At 71.7% G+C, this 24,594-nt stretch carries 24 protein-coding genes; 16 read left to right on the top strand and 8 right to left on the bottom strand.

Features of this window, described 5'->3' with window-relative positions; all coding sequences use genetic code 11:
• Positions 1-84: 84 nt before the first annotated feature.
• Positions 85-1,560, bottom strand: coding sequence for an NCS2 family permease (locus QK288_RS01745; protein WP_281266096.1), 1,476 nt, complete (start codon positions 1,558-1,560; stop codon positions 85-87).
• A gap of 63 nt (positions 1,561-1,623) precedes the next feature.
• Between QK288_RS01745 and folE the strand changes: the two genes are divergently transcribed.
• The 5 genes from folE (at position 1,624) to QK288_RS01720 (ending at position 5,641) form a co-directional block, all read left to right on the top strand.
• Complete coding sequence (folE, locus tag QK288_RS01740; RefSeq protein WP_281267642.1) at positions 1,624-2,286, top strand: GTP cyclohydrolase I; 663 nt, start codon at positions 1,624-1,626, stop codon at positions 2,284-2,286.
• Positions 2,283-3,218, top strand: coding sequence for a dihydropteroate synthase (gene folP / locus QK288_RS01735; RefSeq protein ID WP_281266095.1), 936 nt, complete (start codon positions 2,283-2,285; stop codon positions 3,216-3,218). The genes folE and folP overlap by 4 nt, the downstream gene beginning before the upstream one ends.
• Complete coding sequence (locus QK288_RS01730) at positions 3,215-4,042, top strand: pyrimidine reductase family protein (protein ID WP_281266094.1); 828 nt, start codon at positions 3,215-3,217, stop codon at positions 4,040-4,042. Before folP ends, QK288_RS01730 begins: the two co-directional genes overlap by 4 nt.
• A 297-nt stretch (positions 4,043-4,339) precedes the next feature.
• A complete protein-coding gene (locus tag QK288_RS01725) occupies positions 4,340-4,993 on the top strand; it encodes an HAD-IA family hydrolase (RefSeq protein ID WP_281266093.1) in 654 nt (217 codons plus the stop codon).
• 87 nt (positions 4,994-5,080) lie between these two features.
• Positions 5,081-5,641 (top strand): type 1 glutamine amidotransferase domain-containing protein, encoded by a 561-nt coding sequence (locus QK288_RS01720; RefSeq protein WP_281266092.1) that lies wholly within the window; start codon positions 5,081-5,083, stop codon positions 5,639-5,641.
• A gap of 148 nt (positions 5,642-5,789) precedes the next feature.
• Here QK288_RS01720 and QK288_RS01715 read toward each other — a convergent pair whose 3' ends face one another.
• Positions 5,790-6,350: a molybdenum cofactor biosysynthesis protein gene (locus QK288_RS01715; protein WP_281266091.1), complete on the bottom strand. Its 561-nt coding sequence runs from the start codon at positions 6,348-6,350 to the stop codon at positions 5,790-5,792.
• 103 nt (positions 6,351-6,453) lie between these two features.
• On the opposite strand from QK288_RS01715, the gene QK288_RS01710 reads away from it, so the two are divergent.
• From QK288_RS01710 to QK288_RS01680, 7 genes are all read left to right on the top strand, one after another.
• Positions 6,454-8,004 carry an AlkA N-terminal domain-containing protein gene (locus QK288_RS01710; protein WP_281266090.1) on the top strand — a complete coding sequence of 517 codons (1,551 nt, stop codon included), beginning with the start codon at positions 6,454-6,456 and terminating at the stop codon, positions 8,002-8,004.
• Positions 8,001-8,513: a methylated-DNA--[protein]-cysteine S-methyltransferase gene (locus tag QK288_RS01705; RefSeq protein WP_281266089.1), complete on the top strand. Its 513-nt coding sequence runs from the start codon at positions 8,001-8,003 to the stop codon at positions 8,511-8,513. Before QK288_RS01710 ends, QK288_RS01705 begins: the two co-directional genes overlap by 4 nt.
• Before the next feature lie 37 nt (positions 8,514-8,550).
• Positions 8,551-8,811, top strand: a complete 261-nt coding sequence (locus QK288_RS01700) for a type II toxin-antitoxin system Phd/YefM family antitoxin (RefSeq protein ID WP_281266088.1) — start codon at positions 8,551-8,553, stop codon at positions 8,809-8,811.
• Positions 8,808-9,068 (top strand): type II toxin-antitoxin system RelE/ParE family toxin, encoded by a 261-nt coding sequence (locus QK288_RS01695; protein WP_281266087.1) that lies wholly within the window; start codon positions 8,808-8,810, stop codon positions 9,066-9,068. The genes QK288_RS01700 and QK288_RS01695 overlap by 4 nt, the downstream gene beginning before the upstream one ends.
• Before the next feature lie 151 nt (positions 9,069-9,219).
• Positions 9,220-10,029, top strand: a complete 810-nt coding sequence (locus QK288_RS01690; protein WP_281266086.1) for an alpha/beta fold hydrolase — start codon at positions 9,220-9,222, stop codon at positions 10,027-10,029.
• A 20-nt stretch (positions 10,030-10,049) separates the two neighbouring features.
• Positions 10,050-10,925 carry a hypothetical protein gene (locus QK288_RS01685; protein WP_281266085.1) on the top strand — a complete coding sequence of 292 codons (876 nt, stop codon included), beginning with the start codon at positions 10,050-10,052 and terminating at the stop codon, positions 10,923-10,925.
• Between the two features lie 121 nt (positions 10,926-11,046).
• Complete coding sequence (locus QK288_RS01680) at positions 11,047-12,522, top strand: amino acid permease (protein ID WP_281266084.1); 1,476 nt, start codon at positions 11,047-11,049, stop codon at positions 12,520-12,522.
• 134 nt (positions 12,523-12,656) lie between these two features.
• Here the strand turns inward: QK288_RS01680 and QK288_RS01675 are convergent, their stop codons facing one another.
• Entirely contained in the window at positions 12,657-13,439 is a 783-nt protein-coding gene (locus tag QK288_RS01675) for a LysE family transporter (RefSeq protein WP_281266083.1), read from the bottom strand.
• A gap of 68 nt (positions 13,440-13,507) precedes the next feature.
• Between QK288_RS01675 and QK288_RS01670 the strand changes: the two genes are divergently transcribed.
• Entirely contained in the window at positions 13,508-14,428 is a 921-nt protein-coding gene (locus QK288_RS01670) for a LysR family transcriptional regulator ArgP (protein ID WP_281266082.1), read from the top strand.
• 4 nt (positions 14,429-14,432) lie between these two features.
• Here the strand turns inward: QK288_RS01670 and QK288_RS01665 are convergent, their stop codons facing one another.
• Positions 14,433-14,978 carry a TetR/AcrR family transcriptional regulator gene (locus QK288_RS01665; RefSeq protein ID WP_281266081.1) on the bottom strand — a complete coding sequence of 182 codons (546 nt, stop codon included), beginning with the start codon at positions 14,976-14,978 and terminating at the stop codon, positions 14,433-14,435.
• Positions 14,979-15,095: 117 nt separating this feature from the next.
• Here QK288_RS01665 and QK288_RS01660 point away from each other — a divergent pair, with 117 nt between their 5' ends.
• A complete protein-coding gene (locus QK288_RS01660; protein WP_281266080.1) occupies positions 15,096-16,133 on the top strand; it encodes an aldo/keto reductase in 1,038 nt (345 codons plus the stop codon).
• Between the two features lie 461 nt (positions 16,134-16,594).
• Here the strand turns inward: QK288_RS01660 and QK288_RS01655 are convergent, their stop codons facing one another.
• Together QK288_RS01655 and QK288_RS01650 are read right to left on the bottom strand one after the other, a co-directional pair.
• Complete coding sequence (locus QK288_RS01655; protein ID WP_281266079.1) at positions 16,595-17,374, bottom strand: DNA-formamidopyrimidine glycosylase family protein; 780 nt, start codon at positions 17,372-17,374, stop codon at positions 16,595-16,597.
• Entirely contained in the window at positions 17,367-22,058 is a 4,692-nt protein-coding gene (locus QK288_RS01650) for an ATP-dependent helicase (protein ID WP_281266078.1), read from the bottom strand. Before QK288_RS01650 ends, QK288_RS01655 begins: the two co-directional genes overlap by 8 nt.
• A gap of 161 nt (positions 22,059-22,219) precedes the next feature.
• Between QK288_RS01650 and QK288_RS01645 the strand changes: the two genes are divergently transcribed.
• Entirely contained in the window at positions 22,220-22,897 is a 678-nt protein-coding gene (locus QK288_RS01645; protein ID WP_281266077.1) for a PadR family transcriptional regulator, read from the top strand.
• A 92-nt stretch (positions 22,898-22,989) separates the two neighbouring features.
• Here QK288_RS01645 and QK288_RS01640 read toward each other — a convergent pair whose 3' ends face one another.
• Positions 22,990-23,607 (bottom strand): alpha/beta hydrolase-fold protein, encoded by a 618-nt coding sequence (locus QK288_RS01640; RefSeq protein ID WP_281266076.1) that lies wholly within the window; start codon positions 23,605-23,607, stop codon positions 22,990-22,992.
• A gap of 85 nt (positions 23,608-23,692) precedes the next feature.
• On the opposite strand from QK288_RS01640, the gene QK288_RS01635 reads away from it, so the two are divergent.
• Entirely contained in the window at positions 23,693-24,235 is a 543-nt protein-coding gene (locus QK288_RS01635; protein WP_281266075.1) for an NUDIX hydrolase family protein, read from the top strand.
• An 83-nt stretch (positions 24,236-24,318) separates the two neighbouring features.
• Here the strand turns inward: QK288_RS01635 and QK288_RS01630 are convergent, their stop codons facing one another.
• Complete coding sequence (locus QK288_RS01630) at positions 24,319-24,519, bottom strand: CsbD family protein (RefSeq protein ID WP_111105972.1); 201 nt, start codon at positions 24,517-24,519, stop codon at positions 24,319-24,321.
• Positions 24,520-24,594 lie beyond the last annotated feature (75 nt).

Here is a 24,594-nt window from a genome sequence, read left to right as displayed (position 1 = left end):
GCTCACCCGCCGCGACCGCGAAAGCGACAGTTCCCCGCCGGATCCTGGCAGGGAACTGTCGCTTTCGCATGACGGACCGGCGGGTCAGCCGACGCCGAGCACCGACTCCAGCGGGCCGCGCGCGAAGTACAGCAGGAACCCGGCGGCGACGACGTAGAGCAGCCACGAGACCTCGCGGCCACGGCCGGACAGCGCCTTGATGAGCACCCAGCTGATGAAGCCCGCGCCGATGCCGTTCGCGATCGAGTACGTCAGCGGCATCACGACGATCGTCAGGAACGCCGGCAGCGCCGAGCCGAAGTCGGTCCAGTCGATGTCCTTCACCTGGGCGACCATGAGCGCACCCACGACCACGAGCCCGGCGGCGGCGACCTCGAGCGGGACGACCTGGGTCAGCGGCGTGAGGAACATCGACGCCAGGAACAGCAGCCCCGTGACGACCGAGGCGAACCCGGTGCGGGCTCCTTCGCCGATGCCGGCCGCGGAGTCGATGAACACCGTGTTCGACGACACCGACGCGCCACCGCCCGCGATGGCGCCTGCGCCCTCGACGACGAGCGCCGAACGCAGGCGGGGGAAGGTGCCGTCGGGCTTGGCGACACCGGCGGCCTTCGCCAGACCGGTCATCGTGCCCATGGCGTCGAAGAAGTTCGTGAAGACCAGTGTGAAGACGAGCATCGACGCGGCCAACGGCCCGATGCGGCTGAACGCGCCGAAGTCGAAGTGGCCGACGAGCGACAGGTCGGGGAAGGCGAAGAGCGCGCTCGGCAGGCCGGGGGCGATGAGGTTCCAGCCGGTCTTCGAGTCGACCGAGGTGGGCACGTTGAAGATCGCCTGCAGGATGATCGCGATGATCGTCGTCGCGATGATGCCGATGAGCAGCGCGCCCTTGACCTTCCTGGCCATGAGCGTGCCGATGATGACCAGGCCGATGAGGAACACGATCGTCGGCAGCGCGCCGACGGAGCCGTCCTCGCCGAGCTGCAGCGGGGGCGACGCCAGGCCGGACGAGCGGACGAAGCCGGAGTCCACGAGGCCGATGAACGCGATGAACAGGCCGATGCCGACGGTGATCGCGGCCTTGAGCTGCGCCGGCACCGCGGTGAAGATCATCGTCCGGATCCCGGTCAGCGCCAGGATCACGATGATGATGCCGTTGATCACCACGAGGCCCATCGCCTCGGCCCACGTCACCTGGTGCACGACGCTCACCGCGAGGAACGAGTTGATCCCGAGCCCCGCCGCGATGCCGAACGGCAGGTTCGCGATCACGCCCATCGCGATCGTCATGAGCCCAGCCACGAGCCCGGTGGCCGCGGCGACCTGGGCGTTCTCGAGCCAGCCGCCCGTGACGTCCTTCGCGGCCTGGTCGGCGCTGAACCCACCGAGGATGAGCGGGTTGAGGATGACGATGTACGCCATCGTCACGAAGGACACGAGGCCACCGCGGACCTCGCGGGGGATGGTCGAACCGCGCTGGGTGATGGAGAAGAAGCGGTCGAGGCCGGAAGCGACTCGGTTCCGGGACGGCGTTTCGGTTGTCTGCGGGGCGCTCACCAACGAAGTTTAAAGGACGCTGGCAACGTCGGCGGCCTGGTGTTGGATGGACGGGTGACGTCGCGCATGGACCGTGCCCGCGCGGAGGCCGCGGTGCGCGAGCTGCTGGTGGCCTTCGGCGAGGATCCCGACCGCCCCGAACTCGCCCGCACCCCGGAGCGGGTCACGGACGCGTTCGCTGAGTTCTTCCACGGCGCCGGCGTCGACGCGGTGGCGATCGCGCGGGACGGCACGGTGCACGCCGGAGACGCCGAACGCGGGCAGCTGGTCGTCGTCCGCGACATCCGCTTCCGCTCGGTGTGCGAGCACCACCTGCTGCCGTTCACGGGTGTCGCGCACCTGGCGTACGCCCCCGGCGAGCGGCTCATCGGGCTCGGGACGCTGTCGCGGGTCGTCGATGCGCTCGCCTCGCGTCCGCAGCTGCAGGAGCGACTCGGCGAGCAGGTCGTCGCCGCGGTGCAAGAAGGGCTGGCCGCGCGCGGGGTCCTCGTGGTCCTCGACGCGCAACACCAGTGCGTGACGACCAGGGGTGAGCGCCAGACGGCGTCCACGACGGTCACGGTCGCCGCGACCGGGGCGCTCGCCGACCCGGCGGGACGTGCCGAGGCGATCGCCCTGATCGGGACGCACGCCGCGGCGACGGCACCGGTCGGGACGCACGCCGCGGCGACGGCACCGGTCGGGACGCACGCCGCACCGATCGGGACCCACACCGAGGCGGACCGATGACCGCCGACGGGCGCACCACGAGCCTCCAGGCCGCCACCGGACCCGGCTGGGTGGTCCCCGCCCTGCGCCACCCGGTCCGCACCATCGGCCGACGCACCTTCGACTTCGACCGCCGCATCGCGGTGATGGCGATCGTCAACCGCACGCCGGACTCCTTCCACGACCACGGCGCCACGTTCGAGCTCGACCGCGCCGTGGCCGCAGCGGTCCGCGCCGCCGAACAGGGCGCCGACTGGGTCGACATCGGCGGCGTGAAGTTCGCTCCGGGCCCCGAGCTCCCCGCCGCCGACGAGATCGACCGCGTGGTCCCCGTCGTCGCGCAGCTCGTCCGGCAATCGGACGTCACGATCAGCGTCGACACCTTCCGCCCGGAGGTCGCGCAGGCCGCGATCGCCGCCGGCGCGAGCGTCGTCAACGACACGACGGGGCTGTCGGACCCGCGGATGGCGTCCGTCGTCGCCGACTCCGAGGCCACGATCGTCATCACGCACTCGCTCGCGGCACCACGGACCGCGCTGGCGTCCCCGCCCCGGTACGCCGACGTCGCCGGGGAGGTGGTCGCGTTCCTCCGAGAACGGGTCGACCGGGCGCTCGCCGCCGGCATCCCGGAGTCGCGGATCATCGTCGACCCAGGGCACGACCTCAACAAGAACACCGTCCACACGCTCGAGCTCACCCGTCGGCTGCCCGAGGTGGTCGCGCTCGGCTACCCCGTGCTCGCTGCGGTCTCGAACAAGGACTTCGTCGGCGAGTCCCTCGGCCGTCCCCGGGGCGAGCGGCTGTCCGGATCGCTCGCGGTCGCGACGGTGAGCGCGATGCTCGGCGCGCGGATCGTCCGGATGCACGACGTCCAGGAGTCCGTCGACGCGATGCGCATGGTGGAGGCGACGCTCGGCTGGCGCGAGCCGGTGGAAGCGCGGCACAACACGTGAGCGGGCTGCCGTCGGCGGTGCTCCCGCCGTCGATCGCGGACCTTTCGGACGAGCAGGTGGTCGCCCTGTACGGACTGGAGGCTCGGCCCGGGTCCGGCACTGCGGCCGGCGGTCGTCCCGGTTCCGGGCTGGAGGCCCGGCCTGCGTCCGGTACGTCGGCCGTCGGGTGGCTGCGGGTCAACTTCGTGGCCACCCTGGACGGGTCGGCATCGGCCGGCGGTGTGACGGCGGGCATCGGCGGCCCGGACGACCTGCGGGTGTTCGACCTGTTGCGCCGGGTCACGGACGTGGTGCTCGTCGCCGCGGGGACCGTCCGCGACGAGGGCTACGGCCCGATGCGGGTGCGGGACGCCGACGTCGCCTGGCGTCGTGCGCACGGGATGCCCGACCACCCGGTGTTCGCGATCGTGTCCGGGTCGCTGTCGTTGGATCCGTCCTCGCCGGTGTTCACCGAAGCGCCGGTGCGTCCGCTCGTGCTGACCTCGTCGTCCGCGCCCGCCGACCGCCGCGAGGCGCTGGCAGCCGTGGCGGACGTCGTGTCCTGCGGGGAGGACTCCGTCGACGTCGGGCTCGTGCGGGACGCCCTGGTGTCGCGCGGCCTCGGACGGATCCACTGCGAGGGCGGACCGTCGTTCCTCGGCTCCTTGATCGCGGCGGACCTGGTCGACGAGCTCTGCCTGACGATCGACCCGTCCCTCGAAGGTGGCGCCGGGCCCAGGATCGCCCGGGGTTCTTCGCCCGACCTACGGCGGATGCGGCTCGCGCACGTGCTCCGCGGCGAGGGCGACGTGCTGCTGACCCGCTACGTCCGACACGCGGACTGAAGTGTTACACATCGGATAACCTGACCGCGGAGAGGGAGGCCGATGACGATGAGTGCTCGAAGGAACGGGAGTCGCTCCGCGGCGGTGCTCTGTCTCGCCGCCGGGATCGTGATGGCGCTCGGCCAGGTCGTGCCGGGCGTCCGAAGTGCTCCGATCGCAGTTTGGGCGAGCGCACTCGTCCTTCTCGTCGCCGCACTCATCGTCGCGATCCGTGCACGCCGCCGTAGGCATCGCTGACCAGCCTCGGGTAGTACCTGCCCGGCTGCCGACCGGGCAGTGGCAGGTAGGGTCGGGCGCGTGATCGACATCGTGGCGTCCGGGGTCCTCTTCGACATGGACGGGACCCTGGTGGACTCGACCGCGATCGTCGAAGGGGCGTGGGGACGATTCGGCGCGCAGCACGACATCGCGCCGTCGACCATCCTGGCGTTCTCGCACGGGCGGCAGACGATCGACACCGTCCGGCACTTCCTGCCGGACCTCGATCCCACCGAGCAGCGCCGGCTGGCCGACGAGCTCGTCGCGGACGAGGTCGAGAACACCCACGGCATCATCGAGATCCCCGGGGCGGCGGCGTTCGTCCGACGGCTCGTCGAGGCTGATGTGCCCGTCGCGCTCGTCACGAGTGCTCCTCGTGACCTCGCCCTGAACCGCATGCGAGCCGCCGGGGTGGACGTGCCCGAGGCGGTCGTCACCTCGGAGGACGTCGAGCACGGCAAGCCCCACCCGGACGGCTACGTCCGCGGGGCGGCGCTGCTCGGGCTGCGTGCCGAGGAGTGCGTCGCGTTCGAGGACGCCCCTGCCGGTCTCCAGGCGGCCGTGGATTCGGGAGCGACGACGGTGGTCGTCGGCGAACTCGAGGACGACGTCACGATCGGCCTCGCCCGCGTGCACGGCTTCGACGGCATCGAGGTCTCGGCCGAGGACGGCACGTTCCGCCTGCGCGGCTGAGTCGCCCGCGCGGCTGAGTCGGCGTCCAGCGCGACCGAGCACCGTGGAGGTGTGGTCGGAGACCCCGACCCGCGGAAGGAGCGACCCATGGCAGCCCTCGACGGAACCACCGTCCTCGTCATCACCACGAACTACGGCGTGGAGCAGGACGAGATCATCGTCCCCACCGAGGAACTCCGGAAGCGCGGCGCCTCGGTGACGATCGCCGCGAAGACCACCGACACCGTGCAGACCCTCGTCGGCGACAAGGACCCGGGCAAGTCACTCGACCCCGACACCACGTTCGACGCGGTCTCCGCCGGCGACTTCGACGCCCTCGTCGTGCCCGGTGGCACGATCAACGCGGACACCATCCGCGGCGAGACGGCGGCGATCGACCTGGTCAAGGCCTTCGTCGAGCAGGGCAAGCCCGTCGCGGCGATCTGCCACGGGCCGTGGACCCTCGTCGAAGCAGGGGTCCTGCCGGGTCGCACGATCACCTCGTACCCGTCGCTGCAGACCGACGTGCGGAACGCCGGCGCCGAGTGGGTCGACCGCGAGGTCCAGGTCGACGAGACGAACGGCACCGTGATCACGTCGCGGAACCCGGACGACCTGCCCGCGTTCGTCGACGCGATCCAGGCGGCGCTCGTCCCCGCCTCCGTCTAGCGGTCTCCGGGGCGGGCGCTCGCCGGTTCTCCGGTCGAGTGCGCGGAAGTGGCGGGCTCCGGGGCAGGCTGGTCGTCGTTTCTGCGCACTCGATGCCCGGAGGACGCCCCGAAGCGCCGACGCCCCGAAACGCCGACGCCCCGACGCGCTATGCGAGCGCGACGGGGACGGCCGTGCGGAGCACCGCCGCGCCGAGGGTGAGCACCCCGTCGGACTCCGGGTCGCACCGCACCCCGCCCCGACCGCGCATCGCCCGGAATGCACCAGGAGCGAGCTCGTGGTCCATCCAGGCGCAGGGGTTCGCCGGGCGGTACCCGCGGAACAGCACGGGGCCGTCGCCGGTGTCGAGCGAGAACGACTCCCCGCGCAACGCCTCGACGTCGACCCCGCGCAGGTACACGTTCCGCCGGGTCTTCGCGGGGTCGAGGGTGGTGCCGAGGGAGCGGCCGACGTCCTCGAGCGCCTCGAGTCCGATCACGGTGACCGACGCGTGCACGTGCGCCCGTGACGCGAAGTACCGGTCGCCGACGATGCCGAGCCCCGCGCGAAGCGAGATCCGGTCGCGGAGTTCCTCTTCGTCCACGGGCAGCGCGCCGTCCGCGGGACGTCCTTCGTAGCGGTGCCGTCTGGACACGAGGAGCATGGCGACCTCGACCTGCGCGACGTGAACCAGGGCACTGGACGCGCGCGCGTCGACACCGGAAGCCATGCGGACGACGCTAGCCGTGCCTCCAGTCCGACGGTGACCGCCCGGCCGCTGCCGCGTCCGATTTCCGCCAGTCGATGACGGTGGCGCGTGTCAGGCTTGGCACATGACCGCCACTGGACCCGACCCGCTGCACGACGAGCGGTACCGCATCGCGGCGTCCCGCGACGCCCGGTTCGACGGGCAGTTCGTGACCGCCGTGCACTCCACGGGCATCTACTGCCGGCCGAGCTGCCCCGCCCGGACACCGCGCTCGACGGGCGTCACCTTCTACCGGACCAGTGCCGCCGCCCACCTCGCCGGTTTCCGCGCGTGCAAGCGGTGCCTGCCGGAGGCCACCCCTGGGAGCCCGGAGTGGGACCTGCGCGAGGACGTCGCCGGCCGCGCGATGCGGCTGGTCCTCGACGGCGTCGTCGAGCGGGAGGGCGTTCCCGGTCTCGCTGCCCGCGTGGGGTACTCGGAGCGGCACCTCGGCCGGATCATGACCGAGGAGCTCGGCGCCGGACCGAAGGCCCTGAGCCGTGCCCACCGTGCGCAGACCGCGCGGACGCTGCTCACCTCGTCGGACCTGCCGATCGCGGACGTGGCGTTCGCAGCCGGGTTCGCGAGCGTCCGCCAGTTCAACGACACTGTGCGCGAGGTCTTCGCCGTCACACCGTCGGAGCTCCGTGCCCGACGCCGGGTCCGTCCGGTCGCCGACGGCGGCCTGCACGTGCACCTGCCGGCACGGGCGCCCTTCGACGGGCAGGGACTCCTCGACTGGCACGCCCTGCACGCGCTCCCCGGGTTGGAGCACGTGGTCCGGTCCGCCGACGGCACCGTCACCTCCTACGGTCGCCTGGTCGCCCTGCCTGGAGGCCCTGGCTGGTTCAGCGCGTCGGCCGCGGTCCCGGACGCGGCCGGCCGGGGCGCCGGGATCGACCTGGTCGTCCGGGTCACGGACCTCAGTGACCTGCCCACGCTGGTCGCGCGGGTGCGGGCACTCTTCGACCTCGATGCCGACCCGGTCGCGGTCGACTCGGTCCTCGCGTCGGTGCCGACGCTCGTGCCAGCGGTCGAACGGGTCCCGGGCATCCGGCTGCCCGGCGCGGTCGACGCGCACGAGGTCGTGTTCCGCACCCTCATCGGCCAGCAGGTCTCGGTGGCGGCGGCCCGCACCGCGCAGGGCCGACTCGTGGCCGCGCTCGGGACGCCGGTGCCGACGGCGATCGCATCGGACGGCCTGCTCTTCCCCTCCGCGGCGGACATCGCGTCGCGTGGCGGCGCGGTCCTGCGGGGGCCGGGTGCCCGGATCCAGACGATCCTGCGGGTCGCCGAGGCGCTGGCGGACGGCTCGCTCGTCGTCGACGGCGGGCAGTCGCTCGACGACCTCCGGAACGGGCTCCTCGCGGTGCGCGGCATCGGGCGGTGGACGGCGGACTACGTCGCGCTGCGGGTCCGGCACCATCCGGACTTGTTCCTCCACACCGACCTCGCCGTGCGCAACGGTGCACAGGAACTCGGGTTGCCCGGTTCGGCGCGCGAGCTGTCCCTATGGTCGGAGCAGGTCGCCCCCTGGCGGAGCTACCTCACGATGCACTGCTGGCGGCCGATCGTCGACCGCGCGGCCCTCGCCGCCCGTGCAGCTCACCACAACCCTCGGAAGGACACCCCATGACCGACGCAGTGATCGCCACGCTCGACACCCCCGACGGCCCGTTCACGGTGCTCGAAGACGATGACGGCCGGGTGCTCGCATCCGGCTGGACGGACTCCGCGGAGCGCATCGTCGCCCGCGTCGTCGCCCGCCACCGACCGGCACTCGTGCGCGCGGGCACCGTCTCCTCGGCCGATGCCGTCGACGCGTTCTACGCCGGCGAGATCGAGCACGCCATGCAGGTCCCCGTCCGGCAGTTCGGCACCGAGCTCTTCGCAGAAGGCTGGCGGCAGCTCCGGCAGATCCCCGCGGGGTCGACCTTCACGTACACCGAGCTCGCCGCGGCGATGGGGCGTCCCGAGGCCGTCCGGGCGGCTGCGAGCGTGTGTGCACGGAACGCCCCGGCGCTGTTCGTGCCGTGCCATCGGGTGCTCCGCTCGGACGGCTCGCTCGGCGGGTTCGCGTGGGGCGTCGACGTCAAGCGGTCGTTGCTCGAGCGGGAGTCCGTGGGCACCACGGCGCTCGTCTGACCTGTCTGACTTGTACAAAACGCTCTAGAATGTACGAGTGAGCGAAGTGTCGATCTCCGAAGCACGCACCCGCCTGGCGTCGATCATCGATGACGCCAGGAAGGAACCGGTCTACCTCACGCGCCGCGGCAAGCGGGTCGCGGCCGTGGTGGACGCTGACATCCTCGAACGGCTGATGGACGACGCCGAGGAACTCGACGATCTCCGCGCCGTGGAAGAAGCGAAGCGTGAAAACGCCCGACTCGGCGGCCAGAACGTCAAGTGGGAGGACCTCAAGCGCGAACTCGGGCTCGGATGACCTACGAGGTCGATGTCGAACCACACGCGCGACGAGCCATCCGGAAACTCCCGCCGCACGCCCGACGGCTGGTGGAGGGCGTCCTCGTGCTCCTCGCTGAGGAACCCCGACCGCCGGCCGCACGCAAGCTCGTCGGCAGTGCGGAGTGGCGTGTGCGCGTCGCCGAGTACCGCGTGATCTACCGCATCGACGACGGTCGCCTCGTCGTGGTGGTCGTGGCAGCGGCGCACCGACGCGAGGTCTACCGGGACCGCTGAGGTACCCCGGTTCCGTTCCGGGTCGGAACTGTCTGCCCCCGGAAGGTGGGATGTTGCAACGGTCACCATTGCTGCGACACTGCAGACAACCGACTCGCACGGTCCACCCGAGGACCCGACGCAGCGCCGTCGACCCACCTCCGAGGACTCCATGCACGCATCAGTCGACCGTACGGTCGTCTCCACCGACGGCACCCGCATCGCGGTGTCCGACGCCGGCTCCGGCCCGGCGGTGGTGGTCGTGGGGGGAGCCTTCGGCCACCGCGGTACCCCCTTCGTCGAAGAGGTCGTGCAGGGACTCGCGGTCGACCGCCGTGTGGTCACCTACGACCGGCGCGGTCGAGGCGACAGCGGCGACACCGACCCGTGGTCGATCGAGCGCGAGGTCGACGACCTCCGTGCCGTCGTCGACTCCGTGGAGGGTCCTGTCACCGTCGTCGCCGTGTGCGTCGGCGCCGGTGTCGTCCTGCACGCCCTCGCCACCGGGTTGCCGGTGACGGCCGCGGTGCTCTGGGAACCGCCGTACCGCGCGACCGTCGACCCGCACGCGGACGACGTCGTCTTCGCCGACAGCCTGGACGAGCACGTCGCGGCCGGCCGTCGAGCAGCTGCTGTCCGGGCGTTCCTCGCGCAGGTGCTCGGGCTCCCGATGGGGCAGGTCAGCGCCTACCGCCTGCGACCGGCGCTCTGGCGCACCTTCCTCGCCGACGCGCACGTGCTCGCCCGCGACGTCCGGATGCTGAACGGCCTCGCGATCCCGGAACGGACGCTGTCCGCTGTCGGGGTCCCGGTCGTCGTCGGATCCGGCACCGACAGCGCCGGCTGGCTTGGCCTCGCCGCCAGGGCCACCGCCGACGCCATCCCGGGGTCGGAACTCGTCGTGGTTCCCGGGCAGGACCACTCGCCGGATGCCGCCACCCTCCAGGGGCTCCTCACCCGGGTCGGGGCACTGCAGCGCTGAACGTGGGGGAGGATGGTCGGGTGAGCGCACCACGACTCGGACTCCTGCTGGACGTCGACGGCCCCATCGCCAGTCCCGTCTCCCGCACCATCGCGATCCCCAGCATCGTCGACGACCTCATCGCGCTCGCCGCAGAGGGCATCCCCGTGGTGTTCAACACCGGCCGCAGCGATGCCTTCATCCGTGAGCAGGTCGTGAAGCCCCTGCTCGCCGGTGGCCTCGCCCCGGGCGGTCGGGTGCACGCGGTGTGCGAGAAGGGTGCCGTGTGGTGCTCGATCGGCCCGCAGTACGAGGACGGCATGGGCGACATCACGGTCGCCGAGGACCTCGCGCTGCCCCGCGACTACGCGGACGAGATGCGCGAGCTCGTCAGGAGCGACTACGCCGATCTGGTCTTCTTCGACGAGACGAAGCGGGCGATGGTGTCGATCGAGCAGCGCGTCGAGGTCCCGAACGCCACGTACCTCGCCCGACAGTCGGAGTTCGACGAGCGGGCGATGGCCGCACTCCAGCGCCGTGGACTCGGGGTCCGCCGACTCGACGACGTCCGTCCGGCGGCCGACGGCTCCGTGCAGTGGCGCATCGACCCGACGATCATCTCCACCGACGTCGAGGCCGACCGCAGCGGCAAGGACATGGGAGCCGAGCGTTCCCTCGAGCTCCTGGCCGAGGACGGCGACCTGCCGCTCGCGTGGCGCACGATGGGCGACTCGCGCAGCGACTACGCGATGGCGGACTGGCTGCACGCGAACGGCCATGAGGTGGCGCACGTCGACGTGCGTCCGTCCGACGGTGTCCCGGCGACGCCGTACCCGGTGCTCACCGCACCCGACGGCGTGATCCACGACGAGGCGGGAGCCCGCTACCTGTCGGACTGGCGTCGCGCGGCGGACTGACACCGAGCCTCCAGGCCGAGCAGGCCGAGCAGGCCGAACAGGCCGACGCACGCTTTGCGTGCCGGGGTGGTACACCAGTACCCTTCCGGGGTCCACCGCCAGCCGATGACGGGATCCACCCATGGCAACGAAGCTCCGCACGAAGTCGATCGAGGCCTCCCTCGCCGACTCCGAAGAACAGGGGCGGTCGCTCAAGCGATCGTTGAAGACCTTCGACATCGCGGCCATGGGCATCGCGGTCGCCGTCGGTGCCGGCATCTTCTCCGTCGGCGCGAACGCCGCGGCGAACTTCGCCGGACCCGGCGTCATCATCTCGTTCCTCCTCGCCGCCGTCACGTGTGGCCTGGCGATCATGTGCTACGCCGAGTTCGCCTCGACGATCCCCGTCGCCGGTTCCGCGTACACGTTCACCTACGCCACGATGGGCGAGCTCCTGGCGTGGATCGTCGGCTGGGACTTGATCCTCGAGACGCTGACCGCCAGCGCCGTGATCGCGAAGTACTGGGGCATCTACCTGAGCCAGGCGTTCGAGGTGTTCGGCGTGGACCTGCCGAGCACGATCGCACTCGGGCCGATCGGCTTCACGTGGGGGCCGGTCCTGATCGTCGGCATCTTCACCGTGCTGCTCGCGTTCGGCACCCGGCTGTCGTCGCGCGTCTCGGCCGTCATCACGATCATCAAGGTCGCGATCGTCGTGTTCGTCATCGTCGTCGGTGCGTTCTTCGTCAAGGCGGCCAACTTCACCCCGTTCATCCCACCGGCCCAGCCGACGAAGGGCCAGGAGGGCAGCGTCTGGACCCAGTCGCTCGTCTCGTGGTTCACCGGCTCCGAGCCGGCGCAGTACGGCGTCTTCGGGCTGCTCGCCGCGGCGTCGCTGGTGTTCTTCGCGTTCATCGGCTTCGACGTCGTCGCGACCAGCGCCGAGGAGACCGAGAACCCGCAGAAGACCCTGCCGCGCGGCATCTTCATCGGGCTCGGCATCGTGACGCTGCTGTACGTCGGCGTCAGCGTCGTGATCACGGGCATGGTGTCGTACAAGCAGCTCGCATCGGCCGACTCGCCGTCGCTCGTCACCGCGTTCGACCTCGTCGGGCTCCCGTGGGCCGCCGGCATCATCGCGATCGGGTCGCTCATCGGCCTCACCACGGTGGTCATGGTGCTGCTCCTCGGCCTGTCGCGCATCGTGTTCTCGATGAGCCGCGACGGGCTCCTGCCCCGCTGGTTCTCGGTCACGAACCCGAAGACGCAGACCCCGGTCCGGGTGCAGGTCGTCGCGGGCGTCGTCGTCGCGGTACTCGCCGGGTTCACGGCGGTCGACAAGCTCGAGGGCATGATCAACATCGGCACGCTGTCCGCGTTCGTGCTCGTGTCGATCGGCATCGTCGTGCTGCGTCGCTCGCGGCCGGATGCACCGCGATCCTTCCGCGTGCCGTGGTCGCCCGTGCTGCCGATCCTGTCGGCGGTGCTGTGCTTCTGGCTGATGCTCAACCTCGAGGTCGAGACCTGGCTGCGCTTCGTGATCTGGCTCGCGATCGGGTTCATCGTCTACTTCGGGTACAGCCGCCGGCACAGCCGGGTGGGCCGCGGGCTGCAGTAGTCGCGTCAGGGCGGCCGCGCCCGAACGGGCGCGCGGCGCCGATCGCTCCCGCACAACAGGAAGCAGTCCGCGCCACGACGTTCCGTGGCACGGACTGCTCTTGGTTGTGCGAACGGCCGCGGACCCGGCGTGCGTCAGGCGCCGACGAGCAGCGCGACCCCGAACGCCAGCATCACGAGGGCGACCACCGCGTCGAACACGCGCCATGTGATCGGCTTCGCGAAGAGCGGGCGCAGCAGCCGCCCGCCGAACCCGAGCGCCCCGAACCACAGGCAGCTCGCGGCGACGGCACCGATCGTCCACCACCAGCGGTCGTCCACACCCTGCTGGTTCGCGACGGACCCGAGGAACACGAGCGTGTCGAGGTAGACGTGCGGGTTCGCCCACGTGAAGACGAGCATGGTCAGGACCGCGGCGCGCAGGGTGGGTGCGGCTCGTCCGGCTCGGCCGGCTTGGTCCGCTTCGTCCGCCCCGTCCGCGACCGCATCGCACCCCGCCACGACCGTCGCGCCCGCATGTGCCGGGGCGCGAGGTCCATCAGCGGGCGCCATCACGGCGGACCCCGACCCCGACCCCACGGGGACCCCGTCGTCCGGGGCTCCGACCCTGATCGCGTCCCCGGACGGCCGCAACGCCCGACGCGCGGCCAGCACGCCGTAGGTCAGCAGGAACGCCGCACCCACGAACCGGATCACGACGAGCGCCACCGGGAACCGCTCGACCACCGCGCCCACGCCGAGCACCCCCGCGAGGATGAGCACCGCGTCGGACACCGCACACACGACGACCGCTGCCGCCACCACCCGGAGTCGAGCACTCACGGCGAGCCGGAGCAGGTACGTGTTCTGCACACCGATCGCCACGATGAGCGCGAGCCCGGTACCGAGGCCGGAGAGAGCGGGGAGGAGTGCGGTCACACGTCGACGGTACGGACACGGAGTCGTGTAGTACAGCTCACGTTCCTGATGCACCATAAGCTCTGCTCATGCTGTGCCTCCACCGCGACCACCTCGAGACGCTGCTTGCCGCGGTCGACCTCGGGACCTTCGACGCGGCCGCCCGGGCGCTGGCGATCACTCCCTCCGCGGTGTCGCAGCGGATCAAGGCGATGGAGCAGCTCGTCGGCCGGGTGCTGGTGCAGCGCACGACGCCGATCGTCCCCACCGCCGACGGCGCCGTGGTGCTCCGCCACGCGAGACAGGTCCGGCTCCTCGACGAGGAGACCGCCCGTTCCCTCGGCGCCGGCGGTGGGGCCGACGCCGGCGGGATCCCGTCGATCCCGCTCGCGGTCAACGCCGACTCCCTCGGCACGTGGTTCCTCGACGCCCTCGCCCTGGTCCGGGCGGACACCGAGGTCGTGTTCGACCTGCACCGCGAGGACCAGGACCGCACGGCCGAGCTGCTGCGAGCCGGCACGGTGATGGCCGCGGTCACGGCAGAGGCCGAGCCCGTCCAGGGATGCTCGTCGGTCCTGCTCGGGATCGATCGGTACCGCGCCGTGGCATCGCCGGACTTCGTCACGAGGTACCTCGACGGCGCGGACACCGAACGGCGGATGCTGCAGCGGCTCGATCGCGTCCCGCTCGTCGACTACGACCACGACGACGACCTGCAGCAGGGCTTCCTGCGCCGGGTCGTCGGTCACGCGCCCCGGGCACCGCGACACTTCGTGCCGACCTCGGCGGACTTCGCACGGGCCGTGACGCTCGGCTTCGGGTGGGGGCTGTTGCCGGAGGCCCAGTGTCTCGACGCCCTCGCGCAGGGGGCGCTCGTGGAACTCACCCCGGGGCGTCGAGCGGACGTCGCGCTGTGGTGGCAGCGCTGGAACCTGGCCTCGCCCCTGCTGGACCGGGTCACCGACGCCGTGCGCTCGACCGCCGCGTCACGCCTGCACCCGGGGCGCTGAGGCCTCAGACGGTCGCGCGGTAGCGCAGTCCGTCCACCAGGAGTCCGACCATCAGTTGGCTCTGTTCCGGTGTCGGTGCACCATGGCAGAGGTTCGCGACGGCGTGCAGGAGCTGGCGTGCGTCGACGTCGGCGCGGATCGTGCCGGCTGCCGCGGCGGCGTCGAGCAGCCCGGTGAGCGCGTCGCCGAGGCGCCCGAGGAAGTAGTCCGGCAGGGCCTCGAAGGCAGGATCTCCGGAGTGGAGCGCTGAGGCGAGCCCGCGCTTCGTCGCGACGAACTCGGTGAACCGCTGGAGCCACCGGGCGAGTGCCTCGTCCGGTGCGTACTCGGCCGCGAGTGTGGGGGCGGCGTCCGCGCAGGCGTCGACCGCGCGCTGGAACACGGCGACGACCAGGTCGGAACGCTGCGGGAAGTGCCGGTAGAGCGTGCCGACGCCGACTCCCGCGCGGTCCGCGATCACCTTCGCGGGTGCGTCAACCCCGTCCGTCGCGAAGACGGCCTTCGCGGCGTCGGTCAACGCGTCGAGGTTGCGTCGGGCATCGGCGCGCACAGAGTCCTCCTTGCTGCTTGCGTAAACGGAACGCCGTTCCGTATAGTTCCGGAAGAGCGTTCCAGTTCGGCCCACGATACGGCACGGACGCAGCGGACGCCATCGACAGGAGGAACCATGCAGTACCGCACCCTCGGCAAGACCGGGATCCAGGTCAGCCCCTTCGCACTCGGCGCGATGATGCTCGGCACCGACGGCCGGATCGGCAACGGCGACGAGCAGGACTCCATCCGCATCGTCCACCGTGCGCTCGACGCCGGGATCAACATCATCGACACCGCCGACCGCTACTCACAGGGCGGCTCCGAAGAACTCGTCGGCAAGGCGCTCAAGGGCCGCCGCGACGACGTCGTCCTCGCCACGAAGTTCCACGGTCCGATGGGCGAGGACCCGAACCGCCGTGGCAACTCCCGCCGGTGGATCATGCGCGCCGTCGAGGACTCGCTCCGCCGTCTGCAGACCGACCACATCGACCTCTACCAGGCGCACCGCCCGGACGACACGGTCGACATCGAGGAGACGCTGTCCGCCCTGACCGACCTCGTCCGGAGCGGCAAGGTCCGCGCGATCGGCAGCTCCGACTTCCCCGCGTCGATGCAGGTCGAGGCGCAGTGGACGTCCGAGCGTCGCGGCCTCGAGCGCTTCCGGACCGAGCAGCCGACCTACTCGATCCTCAACCGCGGCATCGAGCGCGAGGTCCTCCCCACCGCCGAGCGCTACGGCATGGGCACCCTGGTGTGGAGTCCGCTCGCCGGGGGCATGCTCACCGGCCGCTTCCGGAAGGGCCAGGAGAGCGACCTCGCGCGCGTCGGGATGTTCCGGCACAACCAGGACGAACGACGCATCGACGCCGTCGAGCAGGTCGTCGCGCTGTCCGAGGAGACCGGCATCCCGATGACCCACCTCGCGATGGCGTTCGCGATCGCGCACCCTGGTGTGACGAGCGCGCTCATCGGACCGCGATCGATGGAGCAGCTCGACGACCTGCTCGCCGGTGCCGACGTGGCGCTCTCGGACGAGGTCCTCGACCGCATCGACGCGATCGTCCCGCCGGGCACCGACGTCGGTCGCCTCGACCAGCAGTACAACCCGCCGGCCGTCCTGCAGCCGACGCTGCGTCGCCGCTCGCTCGGCGACCGCTCCGCGTCCGCCTGACGCGCGTCCGCAACGAGCGACAGCGACTCTGTCGTTCTGGAGCGGGTGGGGTGGGCGGGTTCGCGTCTGCCGGACGGGAGGCTCGGCTCGTGTCCGGCACCGAGCCTGTCGCAAGGGCGCGCGTGCAACCGTTGCGTCCGCAATGAGCGACAGCGTCGCTGTCGTACGACAGCGAGCCTGTCGCAAGGGCGCGCGTGCAACCGTTGCGTCCGCAACGAGCGACAGGATCGTCGTCGTACGACAACGAGCCTGTCGTTCTGGGTCGGGTGGGGTGGGCGGGTTCGCGTCTGCCGGACGGGAGGCTCGGCTCGTGTCCGGCACCGAGCCTCCCGTCCGGCGCCGGGCGCGACCAGCGCCCGGTGCGCGTCCTTCGGATCGTTGCGTCCGCAAGCAACGACAGCGACTCTGTCGTTCTCGGGCGGCCCCCGCGACTCAGGTTCGGCAGCGCCGCCCTACCCCGCTCAGGTCTGGCAGCGCGGGCACCAGTACGTGTCGCGCAGGGTGAGCTCGGAATCGCCGAGCTCCCCCGCGCGGATCGGCGTCCGGCACCGCAGACACGGCTTGCCGCGACGGTTGTACACCCAGAACCGCGACCCCGGCCGATCGACGCCGGTCGTCACCCGCGCGCTGCGGTCACGGTTCATCACGATGAGCCGGCGTGCCAGGTCGATCATCCGCGCCGTGTCGTGCACCTCGCCGACGGGGCGCGTCGGCAGCACCCCGCGGAGGAAGCAGAGCTCGTTCCGGTAGACGTTGCCGAGCCCCGCGAGCACGCGCTGGTCGAGCAGCGCGAGTCCGACCGGGCGTGCCGGATCGGCGGTGAGGTTCGCCTCCGCGAGTCCGGCGTCCCAGTCGGGTCCGAGCAGGTCGGGTCCGAGGTACCCGACGATCTCGGACTCCTGGTCGCGTGGGACGACCTCGAGGACACCGAGCGCGAAGCCGACCGTCGACACGTCGTCCGCGTCGAGGATCGCCCGGGCCTGGTGCGCCGGTCGACGCCAGCGGTCGCCGGGGGTGTAGACGTCCCACCGCCCCTCCATCTTGAGGTGCGAGTGCACGGTCAGGTCACCGATGCGGTGCAGGATGTGCTTCCCGCGCGGGACTACCTCGTCGACGGTGCGCCCGACGAGGTCGAGCGTGGCGAACGCCGGTACCCGGAAGTCACTGCGCGTCAGGACCTTGCCGGCGAGCGCGGCGTGCAGTCGACCGGCGGCACGGAAGACGGTGTCACCCTCAGGCACGGAGCCGGACCCCCTGCGGTGTCGCCGTGAACCCCGCGGCGCGGAGTGCCTCGCCGAGCGGGGCCTCGAGCACGAAGACGCCGTCGACCCGCTCGACGGAGAGCTTGCCGAGACCGCTCCGCACCGCGCCCGCGACGGCGGTGGCAGCTGCGGCGAGGTCGGCCGGGTCCTCGGTGAAGGTCAGCACGGACTTGCCGCCGCGCTCGACGTAGACCGCGAGTTCCCCGTCGATGAGCGCGACGAGCGCACCCGCCTTGCGACCGGGGCGGTGCCCGCGGGACTTCGGCTCGGCCGTCGTCGCGACGGATCCGTCGTCGGGATCCGCTTCGGTCGGCCACGGCAGCGCCGCCCCGTACGGGTTCGCGGGGTCGGTGGCTGCCAGCACCAGGGCCGTCCGTGCGCGGTCCGGGTTCGCGCGTTCGTCGTCGTCGAGGTCCCTGGCGAACGTGCGGAGCCGGTCGACGGTCGGGCTCGTCGCGAACTGCGCCGCCCCGAGCCCCTCGATGAAGTACCCGCGCCGTGCACGACCCGACTCCTCGAAGCGCGAGAGCACCCGGTACACGCCGGCGAACCCGCCGCGGACGCCCTCGACCTGCACGGCGCCGCGGGTCACGACGCCGTACCGTTCGAGCAGCTGCTCCGCGGTCGCCGCTGCCCGCACGGTCGCGTCCGCCTCGGCCAGGGGCAGGAGCGACCACCGGCCGCCGACACTGGGCGGCCCAGACTGCGACGGCATCGTCGGACGCCGACGCCCGCGGTACGCCCTGGTCCGCGGCGCTGTACTCGACCGGGCCTTGCCGCCGAGCATCGCGCGGAGCGGGGCGAACGTGTCGTTCGTGATCTGCCCGGCCCACACGAGGTCCCACAGCGCGGTCGTGAGCGCCTGGTCGTCGGTGCTGCCGACGGCCTGCCCGAGCTGCCGGAAGAAGTACGCGCCACCGCCAGCGAGGGCGCCGAGCACGTCGCGCTGCAGTTCGGTCGTCTCGTCACCAGCCGGCTCGGCGAGGGTGGTCGGTGCCGTGTCGGCGAGGTGGAGGCGGACCCAGCCGTCGTTCCCCGGCAGGGTCCCGCCGCCGGACCACAGGACCTCTCCCGTGGCGGTGAGCTCGTCCAGCATGCTCGGGGCGTAGTCGGACACGCGGGCGGGGAGCACGAGCGATTCCCAGGCACTGGCGGGCAGGGCGACCCCGGCGAGCTGGTCGACGACCTGCAGCACACCGTCGATCCCGCGAAGGCCCCCGCGGACGCCTGGTGTCTGGACGTGCTGCCACGCGGGCAGGAACCGACCGAGGGTGTCCGGGGAGACCGGCTCGACCTCGTGCCGGAGCGCCGCGAGCGACCGCGTGCGGATGCGCCGCAGGACCTCGGCGTCGCACCACTCGGCTCCCTGACGGTCCGGGCGGAACTCGCCCTCCACCAGTCGCCGGTCCGCGACGAGCCGACGCAGGGTGTCCTGGACGACGGCGACGCCGAGCCCGAGGCGCGTCGCGGCGTCCTGCGCGGCGAAGGGGCCGTGCGACCGGGCGTACCGGCCGACGAGGTCACCGAGGGGATCGGCCACGGGCTCGATGAACGCGGTGGGGACGCCGATGGGCAACGGGACGCCGAGGGCGTCGCGGAGCCGGGCGGCGTCCTCGATGACGGCCCAGCGTGTGGACCCCGCGTGTGAGAACGACAGCACGCGACGATCGCGTTCGAGCGATTCGAGCGTCGTCCGGACGGTCGCCCGAGCCGCGTCGCGGTCCTCCGCGGAAGCGACCCAGCTCCGGTCCACCGCCTCGTCGAGGTCGAGCGCGCCCACGAGTCGGAGCACGTCCACCAGCCCCTCGGCGTCGCGTGCTCGACGGTCGGGGGAGAGCCGCTGCAGGTCCTGCTCGGTCGACGCGATGACGGCCGGGTCGAGGAGCTCGCGGAGCTCGGCCCGCCCGAGCAGCTCCCCGAGCAGTGTCGAGTCGAGCGACAGGGCCGCCGCACGACGCTCGGCGAGCGGGGTGTCGCCCTCGTACATGAAGGCAGCGACGTACCCGAACAGCAGTGAGCGGGCGAAGGGCGACGGCTGCTCGGTCTCGCTCTCGACCAGGCGGATCTTCCGGCGGGCGATCTCGTCCGCGATGCCGAGCAAGGACGGCACGTCGTAGACGTCCTGCAGGACTTCGCGCACGGTCTCGAGCACGATCGGGAACGACGGGTACTTCTGTGCGACCTCGAGCAGCTGCGATGCCCGCTGCCGTTGCTGCCACAGCGGCGAACGCTGGCCCGGGTTGCGGCGCGGGAGCAGCAGCGCACGTGCAGCACACTCGCGGAAGCGCGCGGCGAACAGCGCAGACCCGCCGACCTCGTCGGTGACGAGCGCTTCGAGGTCGTCCCGCTCGAAGACGAACAGGTCCGCGCCCGGCGGTTCGGCGTCCGTCTCGGGGATCCGCACGACGATGCCGTCGTCCGCCGCCATCGCGTCGCCGTCGATGCCGTGGCGTTCGCGGAGGCGTGCTGCGACGGCCAGGGCCCACGGGGCGTGCACCTGCATGCCGTACGGCGAGTGCAGGATGAGCCGCCAGTCGCCGAGTTCGTCACGGAACCGCTCGACGACGAGCGTGGTGTCGTTCGGAACGTGCCCGGTGGTCTCGCGCTGTTCGCGGAGGAACGTCAGCAGGTTGGTGATCGCGCGCTCGTCGAGCCCACCGGCGGCGACGCGGGCGCGGGCGTCGGCGTCGGAAGCGCCCTCGACCTCTCGGATGAAGGCGCCGGTCGCCCGTCCGAGCTCGGCTGGTCGGCCGATACCGTCGCCCTTCCAGAACGGGACCCGCCCCGGCTGCCCGAACGCCGGGCTGACGATCACCCGGTCGTGCGTGATCTCCTCGATGCGCCAGCTCGTGGCCCCGAGTGCGAAGACGTCCCCGACGCGGGACTCGTAGACCATCTCCTCGTCGAGCTCGCCGACGCGGGACGCCCGCTCCCCGACCATGAACACGCCGAACATGCCGCGGTCCGGGATGGTGCCGCCGCTCGTCACCGCGAGTCGCTGGGCACCTGGCCGACCGGTCAGCGTGCCGTGCACCCGGTCCCACACCAGGCGCGGGCGGAGCTCGGCGAACTCGTCGCTCGGGTACCGGCCGGTGATGAGGTCGAGCGTGGCTTCGAACGCCGAGCGCGGCAGCCCGCTGAACGGCGCGCTCCGCCGGATGAGCTCGAACCAGTGCTCGACGTCGAGGGTGTCGACGGACCCGGCCGCGACGGTGTGCTGCGCGAGGACGTCGAGCGGGTTCGCGGGCACGGAGATCGACTCGATCTGCCCCGACACCATGCGCTCGACCGTGACCGCGCTGTGCACGAGGTCCGCCCGGTGCTTCGGGAACAGCACCCCTCGGGAGATCTCGCCCACCTGGTGCCCGGCTCGACCGACGCGCTGCAGTCCGCTGGCGACCGATGGCGGTGCCTCGACCTGGACGACGAGGTCGACCTCGCCCATGTCGATGCCGAGTTCGAGTGAGCTGGTGGCGACCACGCACCGGAGTCGTCCGGACTTCAGGTCGTCCTCGATGATGGCGCGCTGGTCCTTGGACACGGAACCGTGGTGCGCGCGTGCCAGGACGGGCACCGACGGGTCGGATCCGCCGCCGTCGGTCTGCCCGGACTGACCGATCACCTGGGCGGGCGGACGCTTCGGCTGGGCGACCGGCGCGTGCGCCGAGGCTCGGGCCGGTGACTGTGGCCGAGGAGCCCCAGCGGCCACGAGCGCAGCGTCGTCGGCAGATGCACCGAGCACCCGTTCCTCGTGGATCTCGTTGAGCCGCGCGGTCAACCGCTCGGCGAGCCGCCGGGAGTTCGCGAACACGATCGTCGACCGGTGTTCCTCGATCAGGTCGACCACGCGTTCTTCGACGTGCGGCCAGATCGATCCGTTCGTCGGGGCGTCCGACGCGTCAGCCCCGACCGGGGGCGCCCCGAGCTCGGACATGTCGTCGACGGGCACGACCACCCGCAGGTCGAACGTCTTCTGCGCGGGCGGCGCGATGATCTCCACCGGAGCGCGTCCGCCGAGGAACCGCGCGACCTCTTCGGCCGGGCGCACCGTGGCCGACAGGCCGATCCGCTGCACCGGCTTGTCGAGCAGGTCGTCGAGCCGTTCGAGGGACACCGCGAGGTGCGCCCCGCGCTTGGTGGAGGCGACGGCGTGGACCTCGTCGACGATGACGGTGTCGACGTTCACCAGGGTCTCGCGCGCCTGCGACGTCAGCATCAGGTACAGCGACTCCGGCGTCGTGATGAGGATGTCCGGCGGCTGCCGCAGGAGCTTCTGCCGATCGGACGACGGGGTGTCCCCGCTCCGCACGCCCACCGTGACGTCCGGTGGTTCGAGCCCCAGGCGGCGAGCGGTCTGCGTGATGCCGACGAGCGGACTGCGGAGGTTCCGTTCCACGTCGACACCCAGGGCCTTCAGCGGGGAGACGTAGAGCACCCGCGTGCGCTGCTTGGCCGGCGGGTGCTCCGTCGAGCTGATCAGTCGGTCGATCGACCACAGGAAGGACGCCAGCGTCTTGCCGGACCCGGTCGGCGCCACCACCAGCGCGTGCCGACCGGTCGAGATCGCGTCCCACGCGCCGGACTGCGCCGCGGTGGGGGCGGAGAACGCGCCACGGAACCACTCCGCGGTCGCGGGGGAGAAGCGCTCGAGCACGTCCGTCATGGTCCGTCCCATCCTGCCCGCGACCCCCGACAACCGACCCAACGAGCAGAAGTGCTTGACAGAGCGATAGTTACCGATCTATCGTTAACACATCGCGATACGAACGGAACAGTTCGGAAACGCGAGACAACTTCGAACACGAACACAGGAAGGAGTCACTCATGCGCACCATGGATGACTACGACGACAACGACAACGGCCGCCAGCAGCGCGGCTTCGGACCGCGCGGCCCCCGCTTCGGCGGCGCGCGGCAGCACCACGGCGCCGGCTTCCCCGGCCGCGACCGCGGTGACCACGGTGGACGCGGCGGCTTCGGCCGTGGCGGGTTCGGTCCCGGCATGGGCTTCGGCCCGGGCATGGGTCCCGGGATGGGCTTCGGCGGCCCCGGCTTCGGCCGTGAGCGTCGCCGCCGCGGCGACGTCCGCCTCGCGATCCTCGGCCTGCTGGCCGAGGGCCCGCAGAACGGCTACGCGATCATCAAGACGATCGCCGAGCGCACCGGCGGCGCCTGGAAGCCGAGCCCCGGCTCGGTCTACCCGACGCTCCAGCAGCTCGTCGACGAGGACCTCGTCGTCTCGACGGGTGACGGCCGCAAGACGCTCTTCGAGCTCACCGACGCCGGCAAGGCCGAGGCAGAGGCGAAGGCCGACGAGATCGCCGCGGCGTGGGAGTCCACGCCCGGCGTCCCGGACGCGCAGCGCGAGTTCATGGAGTCGCTCCGCAAGACGATGGGCGTGCTGCACATGTACCGCACCAGCGCGACGGAGGAGCAGACCAAGGCCGCAGCGGCCAAGGTCGACCAGCTCCGCAAGGACCTCCTGCAGATCCTCGCCGACTAGCGTCGCAACACCACAGGGACGGGAGGCCCGGTGCCAGCTGGCACCGGGCCTCCCGTCCGTCTGTGGTCCCCTCGATCGCGTTCGTGCGCGGGTCAGGAACCGATGAAGGCGGCCACGTCCGCCAGTTCCGCCGCCGACACCGCGTGGGGCAGGCCCTCGTAGGTTCGGTCGGTCACGTCGGTGTTCGCGGCTGCCCAGGCGGCCGTGCGCGCGGTGGCCTCGCCGGGGATGACCGGATCGAGGTCGCCGTGCCCGAGGAAGACCCGCGGGCGCACCGCCGCGAGGGCCTCGTCACGGGAGTCCGTGACACCGGGCACCACGAACCCGGACAACGACACGGCGAACGCGAAGCCAGCCGGCCGTGCGCGCAGGAGCTGCAGCGCCATCGACCCGCCCTGCGAGAACCCGAGCAGGCCGATCCGCGGGTGGTCGGCCGCGACGGCGTCGATCCAGTCGAGGACGCCGTCCACCGCGGCGTCGACGGGCTCGAGCGCGGGCGACCCAGGCGTGCCGAGCGGGTACCAGCTGTGGCCGGGCCCCCATGCCATCGGTGCCCGCAGCGACGCGATCGTCCACGTCGGTGGCAGCGCGGGTGCGAGCCCGAGGAGGTCCCGCTCGTTCGACCCCACCCCGTGCAGCAGGACGAGCAGGGGCGTGCCGGCGCGTTCGCCGGCCGGACGGGTCCACTGGACGGCGCTGTGGTCGATCATGCTGCCGACAATAGTTGACGCATCAACCATCCCCAACCCCGTGGTCTTGCACGTGCTTCGCCCCGGTCCCTGGTAGACACGGTGCATGGCCTCGTTGCGCACCCCTGACCCCGACTCCGGCTGGCTGTCCGACGAGGAGCTCGCGACGGTCCGCCGTCGCCTGCCGATCTGCTACGTCGAGGCGATCCCCGTCCGCACCGACGGCCTCGGTGTCGTGACCGAGGTCGGCGTGCTGCTCCGCGTCGCCCCGAGCGGTTCGATCGCCCGCACCCTGGTGTCCGGGCGCGTGATGTTCGGCGAGTCGATCCGCACCGCGCTGTTCCGTCACCTCGAGAAGGACCTCGGGCCGATGGCGTTCCCGCAGTTGCCGTCGAACCCGGCGCCGTTCACCGTGGCGGAGTACTTCCCGCTGCCCGGCGCCTCGGTGTACACCGACGAGCGCCAGCACGCGATCTCCCTGGCGTACGTCGTCCCCGTCACCGGCACGTGCGAGCCGCGTCAGGACGCCCTCGAGCTGACGTGGATGAGCCCGATGGAAGCCGCGTCGGCTGCGGTGTCGGACGAGATGGAAGGCGGTCGCGGCGCCCTCATGCGTGCTGGGCTCGCCTCCGTCGGCGCGCTCCTGTAACGCGCCCCGAGCACGACGAAGCCCCCGCGATCCGTATGGGATCCGGGGGCTTCGCAGTGCGGTCTGTGCGACCGACTTGGGTCTTACTTGTTGTCCTTGAAGCTGTCGGCAACGCCGTGCGCGGCGTCCTTGACGTCGGTCGCGCCCTGCTTCGCCGAGGCCTTCGCCTGGTCGGTCTGGCCTTCGGCCTTGAGACGGTCGTTGTCCGTCACGTTCCCGACGGCTTCCTTGGCCTTGCCGGCTGCCTTCTCGGCAGCGTTCTTGATGTCATCGATGCCAGCCATAGGCGGCTCCTTCCGTCGGTGGACAGGTCAACCGGGTGACACTTGCGTGCCTTCCGGTGACCCAGAAGCTACACC

Origin of the sequence: Curtobacterium sp. 9128, assembly GCF_900086645.1 — a bacterium.
Lineage (GTDB): Bacteria > Actinomycetota > Actinomycetes > Actinomycetales > Microbacteriaceae > Curtobacterium.
This window is presented reverse-complemented; position numbering and strand designations above follow the sequence as displayed.

Bases quoted from the DNA above. Each gene is read 5' to 3' on its own strand.
- QK288_RS01630 (WP_111105972.1), bottom strand. From the start codon at position 24,519: ATGGCTGGCATCGATGACATCAAGAACGCTGCCGAGAAGGCAGCCGGC.
- QK288_RS01640 (WP_281266076.1), bottom strand. From the start codon at position 23,607: ATGATCGACCACAGCGCCGTCCAGTGGACCCGTCCGGCCGGCGAACGC.
- QK288_RS01680 (WP_281266084.1), top strand. From the start codon at position 11,047: ATGGCAACGAAGCTCCGCACGAAGTCGATCGAGGCCTCCCTCGCCGAC.
- QK288_RS01710 (WP_281266090.1), top strand. From the start codon at position 6,454: ATGACCGCCACTGGACCCGACCCGCTGCACGACGAGCGGTACCGCATC.
- QK288_RS01715 (WP_281266091.1), bottom strand. From the start codon at position 6,350: ATGGCTTCCGGTGTCGACGCGCGCGCGTCCAGTGCCCTGGTTCACGTC.
- QK288_RS01670 (WP_281266082.1), top strand. From the start codon at position 13,508: ATGCTGTGCCTCCACCGCGACCACCTCGAGACGCTGCTTGCCGCGGTC.
- folE (WP_281267642.1), top strand. From the start codon at position 1,624: ATGGACCGTGCCCGCGCGGAGGCCGCGGTGCGCGAGCTGCTGGTGGCC.
- QK288_RS01720 (WP_281266092.1), top strand. From the start codon at position 5,081: ATGGCAGCCCTCGACGGAACCACCGTCCTCGTCATCACCACGAACTAC.
- QK288_RS01705 (WP_281266089.1), top strand. From the start codon at position 8,001: ATGACCGACGCAGTGATCGCCACGCTCGACACCCCCGACGGCCCGTTC.
- folP (WP_281266095.1), top strand. From the start codon at position 2,283: ATGACCGCCGACGGGCGCACCACGAGCCTCCAGGCCGCCACCGGACCC.
- QK288_RS01645 (WP_281266077.1), top strand. From the start codon at position 22,220: ATGCGCACCATGGATGACTACGACGACAACGACAACGGCCGCCAGCAG.
- QK288_RS01660 (WP_281266080.1), top strand. From the start codon at position 15,096: ATGCAGTACCGCACCCTCGGCAAGACCGGGATCCAGGTCAGCCCCTTC.
- QK288_RS01690 (WP_281266086.1), top strand. From the start codon at position 9,220: ATGCACGCATCAGTCGACCGTACGGTCGTCTCCACCGACGGCACCCGC.
- QK288_RS01650 (WP_281266078.1), bottom strand. From the start codon at position 22,058: ATGACGGACGTGCTCGAGCGCTTCTCCCCCGCGACCGCGGAGTGGTTC.
- QK288_RS01635 (WP_281266075.1), top strand. From the start codon at position 23,693: ATGGCCTCGTTGCGCACCCCTGACCCCGACTCCGGCTGGCTGTCCGAC.
- QK288_RS01695 (WP_281266087.1), top strand. From the start codon at position 8,808: ATGACCTACGAGGTCGATGTCGAACCACACGCGCGACGAGCCATCCGG.